We start from the raw sequence: 15,065 nt of genomic DNA on the forward strand, positions 1-15,065 counted from the left end.
GCTAAGGTGTTTACAATACTCATAAAGGGCTCCTTTGTTTGGGATTGTTAAGACTTTGAACACCTTAATTTTACCACAAATGGATGCTCTTTTTTCATTCACTTGATAGGTAAAAAGCAATATTCAGCAAAATACAGTAACTATATGGCTTTCAGCCACTTTCACGGCTGTGCCGTGAATAATATAGGATTAACAATCTTCTTTTTTAATTTTCCCATGGTAAAGAATTGTACAGATCAAAACTGTCAGCGGCACGGAAAGCACGATTCCGAAGCTTCCTGCCAAACCTTGCATGATGGCGATTCCAATGTTATTAGAGTTGATGATCTGCTGATAAGGGAGATCATAGGCGTAGTCCAGAAGGAGCATGCTTACACTGCTTCCTGCAAAGGCAAGGATCAGGGTGTTGCTGTCAGTTCCCATCATATCGCGGGCAACGTGCATGCCTGCTTTAAACAGCTGGGCGCGGCTCATGGCCAGATTCTGGTTGTAGATTTCATACATGGAGCTGCAAACGGACATGGCCACATCCATCACAGCTCCCAGGCAGGAAATAAGAAGTCCTGAAAAAAGGAGGCCGCCTACCTGGATTCCATTTGTGTTCCACAAGGTCATCAAAGTCTCAATATCGGAAACATTATAGCCTGTGATTCCAGAAGCCATGCTGAACAGCTGGGCGGAAATTCCGGCGATCACCACACCGGCCACGGTTCCGGTGGTAGCTGCAATGGTTTTCCTGGTGGCTCCGCCGATCATGTACATGGTCACCAGGGTGGTAATAAAGCACACGAACACCGCTGATCCAAATGGAGAAATATTCCGGTAGATCATAGGCAGGTATACGAAGATCACGCAGAAAAAGGTAAACACAAGCCCGATACATCCTTTTATACCCTGGCGTCCGCCAATAGCGCACAATGCCAGGAGATAAAGTGCTGCAAAAATGTAGATCACCCACTCCCTGTCCTGGGTGTATACACTGGCGATAGTAGTATTTCCGGCTACACTTTGCATCACGATCACTTTCATTCCAACTTTACAGGCAGCACCAAACAGGTAACCAGAGCTGCTGGTTATTTCAAGTTCTTCTCCTTTTCGGATACCGGTGAGCATGCGCACACATACTTTCTGCTCTCCCACACGGGTTCCGTTGTCTTCCAGATTATCCTGGAGGATTTCTGTCACTTCTGCTTTTTCAAAGGTTTGTCCTGTACGGACAACCAGTTCTGTTTTGTCCACCTGATTCAAACGGTAAACAAAGATTCCAAATAAAACGATCATTAATCCTAAGATACAGCGCCAGACTGCTTTTCTAGAAAAGCGAAGTCCGGCGTTGTTTTTGTTTTGCATCTGATTCATTTTTGCTCCAAAATTATTTCGCAGTTTTCTCAATTGTAAAGGTATCGTCGATTGCTTCTACGCTGCCATCATCTGTGATCTGATAAGTATCAATAGAGAATTTCTCAGCATCCATTGTGATGATGGAGTAGCTTGGAAGCCAGTTCTGGCTGCGCACTGCAATGTAATCCTGCTGTGTGGAAATAAGCTCATAATATTTGGAACCGGAAGCGGAGTTTGCAGTCATGTAAAGAGTTCCCTCAGGATTTGTTACCGTATTTCCATCTACATCTTCAATGGTGTAACATTTGTTATCTTCCTGGAATGCCTCAAGTGCTGCCTTTCCTTCCTCATCTCCATCTTCTGGATTTAAAGCGATCTGCTCGCCAGTCTCAACATTTGCGGCGTGATCCCAGTCATAATCCGTTCCATCTGCATTTAACTGGAACTCATAGCTCTGATGTGTCTGTCCATCACCATAGAGAAGTTTGGAACGGCTGTATGTATGGTCATGTCCCTGAAGTACCACATCAATATCATTTGCATCAAAGATCGGAGTCAGCTGTGTACGAAGGATCATTCCGTCTGTATCAGAGTGGTCAAGACCGGAACCGTAAATATCCTGATGGATGGTTACGATACGCCATTTTGCATCCGGGTAAGCCTTTACAGCCTCTTCAATGGTGTTCTGATGCTCTGCCACATTGTAGTTGTTGGTATTCAGAACAATGAAAAGTCCCTCACCATAGCTGTAGTAATAGTCACCGCCGGCTGCTGTTTTTCCATTCTCAGTGTTGTTCGGGTTATTGAAATGATATGCGTAGTCCGGATTCAGGGAATCGTGGTTTCCAATTGTAGTTGCAACCGGAAGGCTTACAAGTGCATCTGCGCTAAGGTAAGAAGCATACTCTTCTTCCTTTGCAGCGCCGGTTTTGTTTACCTGGTCACCAGCGGAGATCACAAAGTTTACATCCGGGTTTTCTGCAAGTGCTGTATTTAAGGTACGGTTCCAGGAAAATCCATCGTTCCTTGCTGCTGTATTAGCTGCGCCGTCGTCATGTACCAGTTCTGCGCCATCCTGTGTCTGGCCTTTGGAAGCACCGATCTGTGGGTCTCCAACATAGATCATTTTTACAGTGTCAGTGCTCTTTGTTGTATATTCAACTGCTTCTGTCTGCTCACCATTTTTCTCAACTGTGTAATAGTATGTGGTGTTTGGCTCAAGTCCTGTAACAGTTACATGATTGTATTCATATGCTTTATCGCCGGTAAGATCCTGGTCCACATCTCCAGCTTCACCTTCGAAGGTATCCAGATTCTCTTTGTCTGTTCCGAAATGAACAACCGGTGTAGCAGCTGCATCTGTTTTTTCGCTGTACCATGCAAAATTCAGTTCTGTGTCATCTTTTCCAGGGGTAAGGGAAACCTTTGTAAAATCTGTGGCTGTTTCATCCCAGTTTGCTACCCACTCATCCCAGCCGCTCTCAGCTCCGATTACGCTGCTGTCGGTATAATGCTCGGTAGCACCAAAGGCTGTAGAACAAACAGTTGTCATTGCAAAAACAGTTAAAACTGCGGCGATATATTTTCTTTTCATAATAATCAAATACTCCTTTCAGATATAGGGGAAGGAAACTTTTGGGCCCTTATTTCCCTGTCCGAAAGGAGTATAGCACTGTAATTTTCAGAAAACAATAGTGTTTTCTGTCATTTGACTCACATTTAACAGAAGCGTCACATGTGCGTTTTATTCTTTTTTCAATTCTTTACACTGTTTACTTTGTTTTAACAATTCAGCTATATTTCCAAGCCAAGTTCCAGGAATACACTTGCGTTTCTCGCAGATACATTTCGTAAATCAGCTTTTACATAGTTCTCGAAAAACCTCTTCGGATTTTTCTGCTGTTAATCCACCTTTTTCGCTTTCGGATAAACTTTTGCCATCCGCGCATCATCAAAGTGCTCATCCACCCAGCTCTCAAAGCTGTTAGATGCTTCTATGCCGTTGCTTCTTGCATTGTAACGTGCCAGAGCTGCGCTGGACACAATTCCATCTGCCAGCATAAAAACAAGGAGCAGCCATGTGATCACCTTGCCTGGCTTTACCGGAAACTTCTCGATCAGCCGGGATACTCTCGGGTAAAGCACCTTAAACCACACAACAGCTGCAAATCCCCAGAAAAAGCAGTAAAGAAGATTGATTCTGCCTCCAAGGTTAAACGGAATATCACTGTAATCCCAGAATACAGTTCCAAACACAATTTCCGTGAAAACGCTGCAGATATATTCATAAGCACCGCCCAGGAAAGTTCCCATCCAGAAAAGGAACTGTTCAGAACGATTCCGGTATCTGTAAAGAAGGGCTGTCACCGCTGCAATGGCAAGTCCCCACACAATGCTGAAATCTCCCCATACCACACTGCTACGGCTCATCCAGTATCCCGCTGTGATCCGGCAGAAAATAGTCTCTGTGATATCTCCCAGAAATGCCCCGATAAAGAACAGCAGAATGATCTTATAAAAGCTGCATCCATAGGCAAAAATCTCCGGATGAGCCTCCTCTTTCTCCATATGCTGCTTCTGTGGATAGGCTTTGGTAATTCGACGGTTTACAAAATCATCAATCTTGGCTCCAAGTTTCCAGGTTACGGAGTCAATATTATGCTCTGTTTCAATCCATCTCTCCGGATTTTTACTGTGTCCAAAAAGAATGGTCAAAGTGGCAATAGCATCCATAGCCAGAAAACCGATCAAGGTAAGGATCACAATACGTGCCACCAGTCCCGGGAGCAGATTATATACATTTATGCAAAGACCGTTTCCAATCTTTACTACAAATACACCCAAAAGGCCCCAGATACAGGATGTGGGAACACTGATGTAACCGTCCAGGTTCCATTTCATTTTCCGATAATCCCACCATCTCTCATGGTACCACATTTCAATCAGGTGTCCGGCGATCCACTCCACCAGGGATGCCACAATGGCAGAACCGATAAACAGCCAGATGCCTGTCAGTTCCCTTGTAAATGCGGTGATAAAGAATCCTCCGAAGCCATAGATCAGACAGAACGGGCCGTTGATAATACCCCGGTTGGCAAATTTCTTTTGTTTCAGGGAAGCAAGAACTGTCTCAAGTACCCAGCCTGCGAAGGAGTAAATGAGAAACAGCCATAGTAATTTCCAGATCATATGCGTGTCTCCTCTTTTGTGTGTGATATTTAATATAAAAACCTTGCAGGATTCTTTATCTGCAACTATATAATCCTGATTGGAACATCATATCACACCCGCAGCAAAGCGTAAACAAAAAAGATATCTGTCCCAAAGGCTTTAGGGACATTGGAAAATTTCTATAACACAAAAAGCCTGCATTCCAGTCGCTGATTTTCATAAAATTCACATTCTATGTCAGCAAACTGAAAATACAGGCTTTCAATTTTTACTTCAGCAAAATATAGCAGATTTTATAGCTATTTCTGGCAGTATTATTGCCGCAGATACCATTTTCAGGCTTCCCGGATAACCCCTCTCGGGCAGGCCTCCTTACAAGCCCCGCATCCCGTACACTTCTCATAATCAATGTGTGCACAGAAATTCTCAACTGTAACAGCCCCATTCGGACAGGTCTTCTCGCACTTCTTACAACCGATACAGCCAACCTCACAGGCAGCCATTACCTGTTTGCCTTTGTCGTGGGAGCTGCAGTCTACCGCCACCTTCTGATCGTATGGGATCAGCTCAATCAGGTGTCTTGGACATTTGGCAACGCATTTACCGCAGGCTTTACATGCTTCTTTGTCAACCACAGCGATTCCATCTACAATATGGATCGCATGAAAAGGACAGACCTTCACGCAGCTTCCAAAGCCGCAGCAGCCATATGTACAGGCTTTTGCACCGCCGTTTGGCACGAAGGGAAGCATTTCACAGTCTTCCACACCAGTGTAAACATACTCCTCTTTCGCCTTTTCACAGGTTCCGGAGCATTTCACATGGGCTACCTGACGTGCTGTCTCCACAGCCTCCTGTCCCATGATCCCGGCAATGATCTTTCCAACAGGCTCGCCGCCTACCGGGCAGCGGTTTACAGGTGCTTCGCCTTTTGCGATTGCTGCTGCCAGACCATCACAGCCAGGATATCCGCAGCCACCGCAGTTATTTCCAGGAAGAGCCTCTCTGATGGCCACTTCCTTCTCATCAACCTCTACAGCAAATTTTTTTCCGGCTACTCCAAGGAAAACACCGATGAAGAGGCCTACTGCCGCAACCAGAATTGTTGCCGCTATAATCGCACTAATATTCATCCCGACGCCTCCTTAAATTAATCCTGAAAATCCGAAGAACGCAATTGCCATCAATCCAGCTGTCAGAAGAACGGTTGGGAATCCCTGGAATGATTCCGGGATATCGTTATAGGCAATTTTTTCACGAATTCCTGCCATCAGTACAATAGAGATGGAGAAACCAAATGCTGTTGCAAAACCATTCACAGTACCTTCCAGAATGTTGTAATCCTTCTGCACGTTTGTAAGAGCCACACCAAGAACTGCGCAGTTTGTGGTGATCAGAGGCAGATACACACCAAGTGCTTTATACAGGGAAGGCATGCTCTTTTTCAGGAACATTTCTACAAACTGTACCAGAGCCGCAATGATCAGAATGAACACGATGGTCTGAAGGTAAGTCAGATCCAGGGGCTGAAGGATCAGCTTGTAGATCACACTTGTGACAAAGGAGGACAGGGTGATTACGAAAATAACCGCACCGCCCATACCAGCTGCTGTATCCGTGGTCTTGGATACGCCAAGGAACGGGCAAAGACCCATGAACTGGCTGAGGACTACGTTATTTACCAGCGCAGAGCTTACAATGATCAGTAATAATTCTTTCATCTTCTCTTACCCCCTTTTTCCTGAACACATGGAATTTCCGCAGGAAGCACAGCCGCCCTTGCAATCCGGGTTGCTTGGATCAATGCCGCGTTTTGCAGCGCCAAGCTTGAATTTATTCTGGATCGCAGATAAAAATGCAAGGACAAAGAATGCGCCAGGTGCAAGAATAAAGATAGTTACCGGCTCATAACCCATTTTTCCAGCTGCAGCGTCTGCAAGAGGAAGGATCTGTTTGCCAAAAATGCTGCCAGCACCGATCAGCTCACGTACTGCACCGATGCAGGTGATGCTTAAAGTAAATCCAAGTCCCATTCCAATACCATCAAAAAGTGACGGAATCGGTTTATTCTTGGATGCATAAGCCTCTGCTCTTCCCAGGATGATACAGTTTACAACGATCAGTGGAATATAGATTCCAAGGGAAGAATACAGGAACGGAATAAATCCCTGGAGAAGCATCTGTACAATTGTTACAAAGGATGCTACGACAACAATGTAAGCTGGCATACGCACACTGTCCGGAATAAAATTACGGAGCAGGGAGATCATCAGGTTGGATGCTGCCAGAATTACCGTTGTGGTAAGTCCCATTCCAATACCATTGATGGCAGATGTGGTGATGGCCAGTGTAGGACACATACCAAGCATCAGCACAAAGGTAGGATTTTCTTTGATAATACCGTTTATCAGTCGTTCAGATGGTGTATTCTTTTTCATTTCTGGCTGCCCCCTTTCTCATAACGGAATGCGGCAAGTCCTGCATTGACGCCATTTGTCATGGCATTTGTGGTAATTGTCGCGCCGCTTAAAGCGTCAATCTCATCCTCTGAGGTGGCACCAGTCTTTGTGTAGGTAAATTTCTCTACGTTTTTATCCTTGAACTGATTCTTGAAATCATCAGTAGTTGCACGCATACCAAGACCGGCAGTCTCACTGATGGACAAAATAGAGATTCCGTTCAGGGTTCCATCATCCTGAATACCCATGGCAAACTGGATGTCTCCGCCATAGCCTTCTGCTGTTGTCACGGTAAAAGCATAGCCAAGCTCATTGCCAGCATCATCCTTTGCCAGCATGACCTCGTCAATATTCTGGGCAGTGTAGCCGTTTTCATCCAGATAGCTTTCCAGATCGGCATCCTCACCGCTTGTCACTACTTCAAAGCTGGCTGCGTCAGCAAATACAGCCTTGTACGCTTCTTCTTTCTCTTTCGCCTGCTGGCTTGCGATAGGACCTGCTGTAATGTCATTGACAAAACCAAGAAGCAGTCCGGAAACCAGTGTGATCACAGTCAGCGCAAGAGTATCTTTCACGATCTTGTTTTTCATTTCTTCGCGCCTCCTTTTCCAAAAGCAACCGGGCGGGTGAACCGCTCAATCTGCGGTACCAGAAGGTTGCAGAAAATAATCGCATAGGAAACGCCCTCTGCGGAAGCTCCGAAAATACGGAAAATTCCGGTCAGGACACCAAGACAGACGCCGTATACATACTGTCCTTTCGGTGTGATGGGGCTTGTCACATAATCTGTGGCCATGAACCATGCGCCAAGCATAAGACCGCCGCCGCAAAGATGGGTAAGCAGATAATTTACGTCAAAGCCCTTGCCAGAAGCAAGCATGTAAATGATCACAAATACGGCAAAGCTGCCGATATAGGTAAGCGGGATCCTTGCACTGATCACTTTGTAGCAAAGTAAGATTGCCGCACCAATGAGGATGGCAATGACGGATGTCTCACCGATAGTTCCCTGGATATTACCAAAGATCAGATTCTTGATGGGAACAGAAGAACCAGCTACAAAACCGTGATCCCGAAGTGCTGCCAGAGGGGTAGCTCCTGTCACACCATCTACAGCACCTTTAAAGCTGTCTGATACGGAAAAATCAGTCATCTTTCCTGCGAAGGAAATCATAAGGAAACAGCGGGCTGCAAGGGCCGGGTTCATAAAGTTCTGGCCAAGGCCGCCGAAAAGCTGTTTTACCACAATAATTGCAAATACACTGCCAAGTGCCGGAATCCAGATTGGAATTCCTGCAGGCATATTCATACCGATAAGAAGACCAGTTACCACTGCACTGAAATCCTTCACTGTATTTTTCTTGTGCATGAAATGGTCATATAACCACTCTGCAAGCACTGCACTGCCGGTGGATACCACCAGAATGGCAAGTGCCTTTAATCCATAATTATAAACTCCCACGATGGCAGCAGGCAAAAGTGCGATGGTAACCAGCTGCATAATCTTGGCAGTGGTCATCCTTGCCCGCACATGGGGATTAGATGATACGTTTAACATTTGTTCCATTCGTTTCTTCCCCCTTATTATTTCTTCTTCCTGCTTGCCAGCACCATTTTACGCATGGACTTGATGCTCTGTGTCAACGGACGTTTGGCCGGGCAGATATAGCTGCAGCAGCCGCACTCACAGCATTCCATTCCGTCAAACTTCTGGAAATTCTCCATATCGCCGCGCTGTGCAAAGGTGGCAAGTCTTGCCGGGATCACGTGTCCCGGACAGACGCTTACGCAGCGTCCACAGTTAATGCAGGCGGTCTCTTCCTCTTTCGCATCGGATACCGGATCACTCTGCATACACAGAAGGGATGAAGAAGTCTTCACACACGGTACATGAAGATCATACATAGCAAATCCCATCATAGGACCGCCGGAAATCACTTTGCCGGCATGTTCCTTCAGTCCACCAGCTGCATCGATCAGTTCGGCCATATCCGTTCCTGTACAGACTTCAAAATGTGCCGGACGGTTGATTCCTTTACCGGTTACTGTAAAAATCCTCTTCATGATCGGTCTTCCAAGTGCTACTGCATCATAAATACTGCAAATTGTCTCAACATTATCTACAATACATCCAGCATCTGCAGGAAGCATGGAGGAATTGATCTCTCTTCCTGTCACCGCATAGATCAGGGTACGCTCACCACCCTGGGGGTATTTGGTCATCATTTCCTTTACTTCGATATTCGGGACACCGGCTGTCAGCTCTTTCATCTTGGCAATACAGTCCGGCTTATTGTCCTCAATGCAGATACAGCCCTTTGCATTGGGGAAAAGACCTACTACGATCTTCAGGCCTTCCACAACCTTCTCCGGCTGGTCCATCATGCGCCTGTAATCACTTGTCAGATAAGGCTCGCACTCTGCACCATTTACCAGTATGTACTCGATCTTGTCCGGTTCCTTAGGAGAGAGCTTCACATGTGTGGGGAAGCCTGCACCTCCAAGTCCTACTACGCCGCCGTCGCGGATTCTTCCGATAATCTCTTCACGGGTGAGATCTGCCGGATTTGCCGGGGAAAATTCCGTTTCCTCATATAATCCGTCATTTTCCACAATAATGGAATCTACCATGCTTCCGGTAGCTGTAAGACGTTTCTCGATACCTTTTACCGTACCGGATACAGAAGCATGAACAGGGGCAGATACAAATCCGCCGGCTTCTGCGATCATCTGTCCTGCAAGCACACGGTCACCTTTTGCAACCACTGGCTTGGCCGGAGCACCAATATGCTGGGACAATGGGTATGCCAGATCAGCCTTGGGGAGATATTTCTCCACCGGGCAGTCCTTTGACATTTCTTTCCCCTCGAAGGGGTGTACGCCTCCTTTAAAAGTTAATCGCACTAATATTCACCGCCTTTATATTATTGATCACTGACTCTTTTGTCCGCAGCAACCTGATTCTTTGTCTGCTTTAATATTTATATTTCATTTTACTTTTGTCTGGATAATAGATTATGCGCCCTCACAGCTTTGTCTGCGTTGTAAGAGCAGTTTTTTCATTTATTCCGCGTCTGTACCCTTCCTGCCAAATTTCTTTTTTCTGTGGATCTTATATCCACGGTTCAGATTCGGGTATGCCTTTACAAAACGCTGCATATTGTAGCTGACTTTTCCAGCCATAGCCTCTTTGCGTTTCTGAAGTTCTTCGGAAATATCGCTCATCATACCGGCTCTCTTCTCTTCCAGTTCCTTGATCAGGGCAATGTCATCCAGGCGTCCAAGCTGGCTCTCCAGCTGTTTCTTGATCTTCTCTCTGGAAAGGCCGCTGCTCTCTTCCAGATTCTCCATCTTCTCACGGGCCTGTACAAGCAGCTCCACACGCATCTGATCCAGAGCCTGCTCCCATGCAGGGATACGCTCGTGGATATGGAAAGCTGCTGCTGCGGAAAAAGCGAAATCCACAATATAGACCACTGTAATCACACATACGGCAATCTCACCGGTTCTTCTGGAATACAGCTCTGTAAAATCCGAAACCACCGGATGAAGTACCTTAAAAAGTCCTACTGTAAACAATCCCCAGCCAAGGGAACAGCCAAGACAGATACGTCCCTGGAAGTTAAATTTCTTATCGCTGTAATCCCACCAGGACGTATGGAAGATATTTTCCATCAAGACAGCTGTCACATATTCCAGTGCAGTGGCCACTACGATTCCTCCCACAAACAGGAGCAGCAGATTGTCGCTGATGGGAAGAAGGATCATGTACACCGCAAGTGCACCGCAGCCGTATATGGTACATAAGGGGCCATTGATAAATCCTCTGTTTATCAGCTTGCCCTTTCGTACTGACACGTAGCAGGTTTCCCACAGCCATCCAAGAAAACTGTATATGTAAAACCAGTTGGCGATGTGATAAAAATCCACTCCGTTAATTGCCAAATCCCACATATGTCTCTCCTTTTCTTTTTATTAATACCACAGGTTCCAAGTTTAAACGCTTTCTCATATAACCATGACAGCTTTTTGAACTTTTGAACCTGGCATTTATATATTCTGACTATTCTATACATTCTACTATACAACATTTTGTAAAAAAATTCACTACCTAAAAGGAAAAAAATTGTGTATAATTGAATACAATCCATGAAAGGAGTATAAGCATGTTGATTGTTAAAAAAATGCCGATTTTACAAGGCTTTCCAGCCTTTGAGACTGTTAAAAATTTGTCTGGAAACAGCACAGATGATGTCAATTTTTCGCCTCTGTTTTATGATATTGAGACCACTGGATTAGGACGAAATTCCTCTTTTTTGTATTTAATTGGCGCAATTTGCTATGAAGAGGACTCCTGGCAGCTGTATCAGTGGCTTGCCCCTGATTTTCGGGAGGAAAAAGCCTTATTAGAGGTATTTTCAGAATTTATAAAAAATTTCAACTGCACCATTCAGTATAATGGAGATTCCTTTGACCAGCCCTATCTGCAGGCCCGCTGCAAATTCCATGAGCTGCCCGATCCCTTTGAGGGAATCCCCTCTTTCGACTTATATAAAGCACTGCGTCCCCTGAAAGGATTTCTGAAGCTTCCCGGACTGAAGCAGGAACAGATGGAGGCCTTTCTCGGAGAACAGAAACGGGTTTACTGCAATGGTGGTGAATGTATCAAGGTCTATAAAAAATATATGGCTCACAGGGAGCATACAGACCTGGATACCGTTATGGGCCATAACATGGAAGATCTTCTTGGTCTTGGAGATGTGTTTAAGATGTTGGGATATCTTACCCTTAAGGATGGAATGTTTGACGTAAACGGAGCTGATTTTGACGGTGAAAACCTTATTTTGCAGATGAAGCTCCATTACAGCCTGCCTGCTGCATTTTCCAACAGTACAGAAGAGTTTTATATTACCGGGCAGGAGGATCTGGTAAGCATTCTTGTAAAGCCTGTAAATGGCCGGATCCGCCAGTATTACAGCAATTATAAAAGTTATGATTATCTTCCAGGAGAAGACATGGCAGTTCCAAAATCCATCAGTCAATTCATGGAAAAAGGGCTGAAACAATCAGCAACAAGGGAGACCTGCTATACCTGGTTCCCCTGCTCCAAAGAATTTCTGGAAAATACAGAAAAACAAAGACAATATTTGATACATACCCTTGAATATCTTTTCTGGAAATTAAAATAATCCCACTATACACAAAGAGTATTTCAAATCTTCTGATCAGAGGATTTGAAATACTCTTTTCTTTTACAGATCCCACTTCTGATCTGTCTCTATCTTGTCAGTCTGACAACTGCATTTCTGCAATACAGCAATGCTTCGTTCTTTACTGGGCAGTATCTGTACTGCTGTCCGCAGAATTATCTGTGGAGGTATCTGTAGCAGTATCTGCTGATGTGCTCTCATCACTTCCAGACATGATCTTACTCAGTTCATCGATCATCTCGTCATCTTTCAGTCTGAACTTAACCTCTACACGACGGGAAGCCTCTTTATCTACATTTCCATCTGCATCCAGGATCGGGTTCGCCATGGAGTGTCCATTTACGGTAAGGTAATCCTGAAGATCAAGGCTCTGATCTTCTGTCAGGAACTCACCCTGAATATCCAGAAGATACTGTGCAACTGCAAGAGAACGCTGCTGGGATAATTCCAGGTTATATGCGTAATCTCCATCTGTATCCGTATAGCCGTCAATAATGATCTCCGCAAGATAATTCTTATAGGTATCCTCCATCAATACTTTACAGTAGATCGGAAGTACATTTCGAAGAGCCTCCTTACCTGCATCTGTAAGCTCTGACTCATCTACATCAAACAATACACTGGCGTCCAATGTCATCGCTCCCGTCTGGGCATCCAGATTCACATTAATATTATTTTTCTGGAATTCCTGCTGAAGCGCCTCTACAACCTCTGCTTTGACACCGATAATATTATCGATCTTGGTCTGCTGCTGGGTTAACAATGTGGTCTTCTCATCCAGATCTGTCTGCTGCTGGTCCAGAAGTGCCTGCTGTTCTTTCAGCTTCGCTTCCTGCTCGGCAAGAGTCTGCGCCAATGCCGTCAGCTTCTCATCTCTGGTCTTAATGGCGCCTTCCTGTTCATCAATGGTATTCTGCTTGGCAAGAAGATCAGCTGTATACTCTGCCTGCAAAGCCAGCTTCTCATCTCTCTCCTGAATACTCTCGTCGTAGCTCTTCTGAGCCTGGAAAAGTGTCAATGACATGATCAGTATGAAAAGAAGCAGAACGCCAGCCATAACATCGGAATAAGAACGCCATACATTAAAGCCCCCATCCCCTGATTTTCTTTTTTTGCGCATGTCTATCTCCTCTTATCTGAATAAGCCAAATTTTCCTTTCTGTGCTGCTTTGGAAAGCTCTTTCATATTCTTATTGATCTCCTCCAGAAGAGCCTGCTGTCCTTCATTCTGCTGGGCAATCAGATTGCCAAGCTTATCTATGGAATCATTCCGTCCGCTTGCGATCAGGGATACGTCTCTGGTATTGGCAGCGGTCACCTCGCTAAGAAGCTTGCGTACCTGCTCCATAGTCTTATAGGAAAGTCTCTGATACTGGGCAAAATCTTCCATCTGAGCAGTAAACTCTTCTGCCATTTTCTGATTGGCGCGGATCAGATCCGCACTTGCCTGACCGGTAGCTCCCACTTTCTCAATGGACGCTGCAGCTGTCTCAACATATTTCTGCATAGCCTGGTTGCAGGCAACCCAGAACTTGGCAGCAGACTTCTCTGCATCCTTCAGGTAATCCACAACATGCTGGTAATCCTGCTGCTGCATTTTCTGGATCTCCTGATTCTCGGAAAGGATCCGGTTGGCAGTAGACATGTACCGGGTCTGCATACCGCCCATCTCTTTTACCATATCTGTAATTGCTTTATCCTGCTTGTCGTAAGTCTCCGTAAGCTTCTGGCTCATAGTCTGATACATGGCAGACGTATAAGCGGTGTTCTCCTTTTGTGCCTTCTTTAACTGATCCAGAGCCACATTAAAATCACGGAACTGCAGATGGAAAGAATCATTCATCTGTTTCAGGAATTCATCGGAAATCTCCCGGATGGCATCCTCCTGGCATCTGGTTACGGAAGCTACCAGCATGTCCAGAGAATCGTTCATTTTCTGGAAGGTAGGTGTGATCACCTTCTCAAAGCTGTCCGCCATCTGAACGGAAAACTGCTCTGCCATCTGTTTCATGGCACTTGTCTGCAGCTTCTGGCTTGCAAGAAGCAGGTTCCTGGATTCGTTCTCTGCAGTAGGCATTACATAAGAATGGAATTTCTCAAGAAATGCCTGAAGTTCCTCTGTCATGGAGGAATACTCTCCCTTCATGCCAAAGGTATAAATAATCGAAAATGAAATACCGTAAATGGAAGTAAGGAACGCAACCTTGATACCCTCCACCAGTGCTGCCACAGAAGAAGTCATGGCACTGTAGTCTGTAGGCTGGAAATCACGAAGTCCCCAGACCAGTCCAAGGAAGGTTCCTAAAATACCAAGACTGGTAAAAATATCCGGAACCATTTCCAGAAGCTTCTTATGTACATGGATATCAAGCTCATCTTCATTGATAAATTCCTCGATATCTCCAAGTCCCTCTTTACTGTTGTTAATGCTGTCTGTAAAGCTGTCCATCTTCTGATCCAGATACTTATCATCGAACAGCTCACCCAGATAGGTCAGATTCTTCGGATCCGTCTTACCCGGAGTCTTGAACATTCCGTTCAATTCCTCTACTGCTCTGTGAAATGCATTGCTAAGATTGTTCATCCGGAACATTCCGCCAAACATTGCGATCATATACAGAACTGCGATCACCGCCAGAAATACAAAGTTATAAATCGTAGACGATAAATTTCCCCTGCCTGCAAATAAAGTCAAAGCAGTGGTGCCTGCAAGAACCGCAACAAACAATATCGAATGTGTGATTTTTTTCTTCATTGTCTGCCTCCCCATTTGTATTTTCACAAAACGGACATGTCGCCTTCGGCGGCATCACCATATACAAAAGTCAGCTGCCCTATGTCATAGAAACCGTACACAGCCTGCTTCTTTGGTGCATTTTGTGAA

The 15,065-nt window shown here is 45.2% G+C and carries 13 protein-coding genes; 1 reads left to right on the forward strand and 12 read right to left on the reverse strand.

Features of this window, described 5'->3' with window-relative positions; genetic code table 11:
- Positions 1 to 189: 189 nt before the first annotated feature.
- From ACTQ50_RS16720 to ACTQ50_RS16765, 10 genes are all read right to left on the reverse strand, one after another.
- Positions 190 to 1,359 carry a YibE/F family protein gene (locus tag ACTQ50_RS16720; RefSeq protein ID WP_441485136.1) on the reverse strand — a complete coding sequence of 390 codons (1,170 nt, stop codon included), beginning with the start codon at positions 1,357 to 1,359 and terminating at the stop codon, positions 190 to 192.
- 13 nt (positions 1,360 to 1,372) lie between these two features.
- The gene (locus tag ACTQ50_RS16725) at positions 1,373 to 2,935 is read right to left on the reverse strand and encodes a metallophosphoesterase (protein ID WP_441485137.1); all 1,563 of its coding nucleotides are present in this window, start codon (positions 2,933 to 2,935) and stop codon (positions 1,373 to 1,375) included.
- Between the two features lie 308 nt (positions 2,936 to 3,243).
- Positions 3,244 to 4,530: a putative ABC transporter permease gene (locus tag ACTQ50_RS16730; RefSeq protein ID WP_441485138.1), complete on the reverse strand. Its 1,287-nt coding sequence runs from the start codon at positions 4,528 to 4,530 to the stop codon at positions 3,244 to 3,246.
- A gap of 317 nt (positions 4,531 to 4,847) precedes the next feature.
- Entirely contained in the window at positions 4,848 to 5,645 is a 798-nt protein-coding gene (locus tag ACTQ50_RS16735; RefSeq protein ID WP_441485139.1) for an RnfABCDGE type electron transport complex subunit B, read from the reverse strand.
- 12 nt (positions 5,646 to 5,657) lie between these two features.
- Positions 5,658 to 6,233 (reverse strand): electron transport complex subunit RsxA, encoded by a 576-nt coding sequence (gene rsxA / locus ACTQ50_RS16740; protein ID WP_173715976.1) that lies wholly within the window; start codon positions 6,231 to 6,233, stop codon positions 5,658 to 5,660.
- A 6-nt stretch (positions 6,234 to 6,239) separates the two neighbouring features.
- On the reverse strand, positions 6,240 to 6,950 hold the full coding sequence (rsxE, locus tag ACTQ50_RS16745; RefSeq protein ID WP_441485140.1) for an electron transport complex subunit RsxE: 711 nt from the start codon (positions 6,948 to 6,950) through the stop codon (positions 6,240 to 6,242).
- Positions 6,947 to 7,561, reverse strand: coding sequence for an RnfABCDGE type electron transport complex subunit G (locus ACTQ50_RS16750; RefSeq protein ID WP_441485141.1), 615 nt, complete (start codon positions 7,559 to 7,561; stop codon positions 6,947 to 6,949). Before ACTQ50_RS16750 ends, rsxE begins: the two co-directional genes overlap by 4 nt.
- On the reverse strand, positions 7,558 to 8,538 hold the full coding sequence (locus tag ACTQ50_RS16755; RefSeq protein WP_441485142.1) for an RnfABCDGE type electron transport complex subunit D: 981 nt from the start codon (positions 8,536 to 8,538) through the stop codon (positions 7,558 to 7,560). Before ACTQ50_RS16755 ends, ACTQ50_RS16750 begins: the two co-directional genes overlap by 4 nt.
- Before the next feature lie 17 nt (positions 8,539 to 8,555).
- Positions 8,556 to 9,875, reverse strand: coding sequence for an electron transport complex subunit RsxC (rsxC, locus tag ACTQ50_RS16760; RefSeq protein ID WP_441485143.1), 1,320 nt, complete (start codon positions 9,873 to 9,875; stop codon positions 8,556 to 8,558).
- A gap of 159 nt (positions 9,876 to 10,034) precedes the next feature.
- Positions 10,035 to 10,925 (reverse strand): putative ABC transporter permease, encoded by an 891-nt coding sequence (locus ACTQ50_RS16765; protein ID WP_441485144.1) that lies wholly within the window; start codon positions 10,923 to 10,925, stop codon positions 10,035 to 10,037.
- A gap of 212 nt (positions 10,926 to 11,137) precedes the next feature.
- Here ACTQ50_RS16765 and ACTQ50_RS16770 point away from each other — a divergent pair, with 212 nt between their 5' ends.
- Positions 11,138 to 12,160, forward strand: a complete 1,023-nt coding sequence (locus ACTQ50_RS16770) for a ribonuclease H-like domain-containing protein (RefSeq protein ID WP_441485145.1) — start codon at positions 11,138 to 11,140, stop codon at positions 12,158 to 12,160.
- 142 nt (positions 12,161 to 12,302) lie between these two features.
- Here the strand turns inward: ACTQ50_RS16770 and ACTQ50_RS16775 are convergent, their stop codons facing one another.
- Both ACTQ50_RS16775 and ACTQ50_RS16780 read right to left on the reverse strand, forming a co-directional pair.
- Positions 12,303 to 13,301 carry an OmpA family protein gene (locus ACTQ50_RS16775; RefSeq protein WP_441485146.1) on the reverse strand — a complete coding sequence of 333 codons (999 nt, stop codon included), beginning with the start codon at positions 13,299 to 13,301 and terminating at the stop codon, positions 12,303 to 12,305.
- A gap of 12 nt (positions 13,302 to 13,313) precedes the next feature.
- Complete coding sequence (locus ACTQ50_RS16780; RefSeq protein ID WP_441485147.1) at positions 13,314 to 14,936, reverse strand: MotA/TolQ/ExbB proton channel family protein; 1,623 nt, start codon at positions 14,934 to 14,936, stop codon at positions 13,314 to 13,316.
- Positions 14,937 to 15,065 lie beyond the last annotated feature (129 nt).

The sequence above is a fragment of the Blautia sp. Sow4_E7 genome (genome assembly GCF_052116245.1).
Lineage (GTDB): Bacteria > Bacillota > Clostridia > Lachnospirales > Lachnospiraceae > Blautia_A.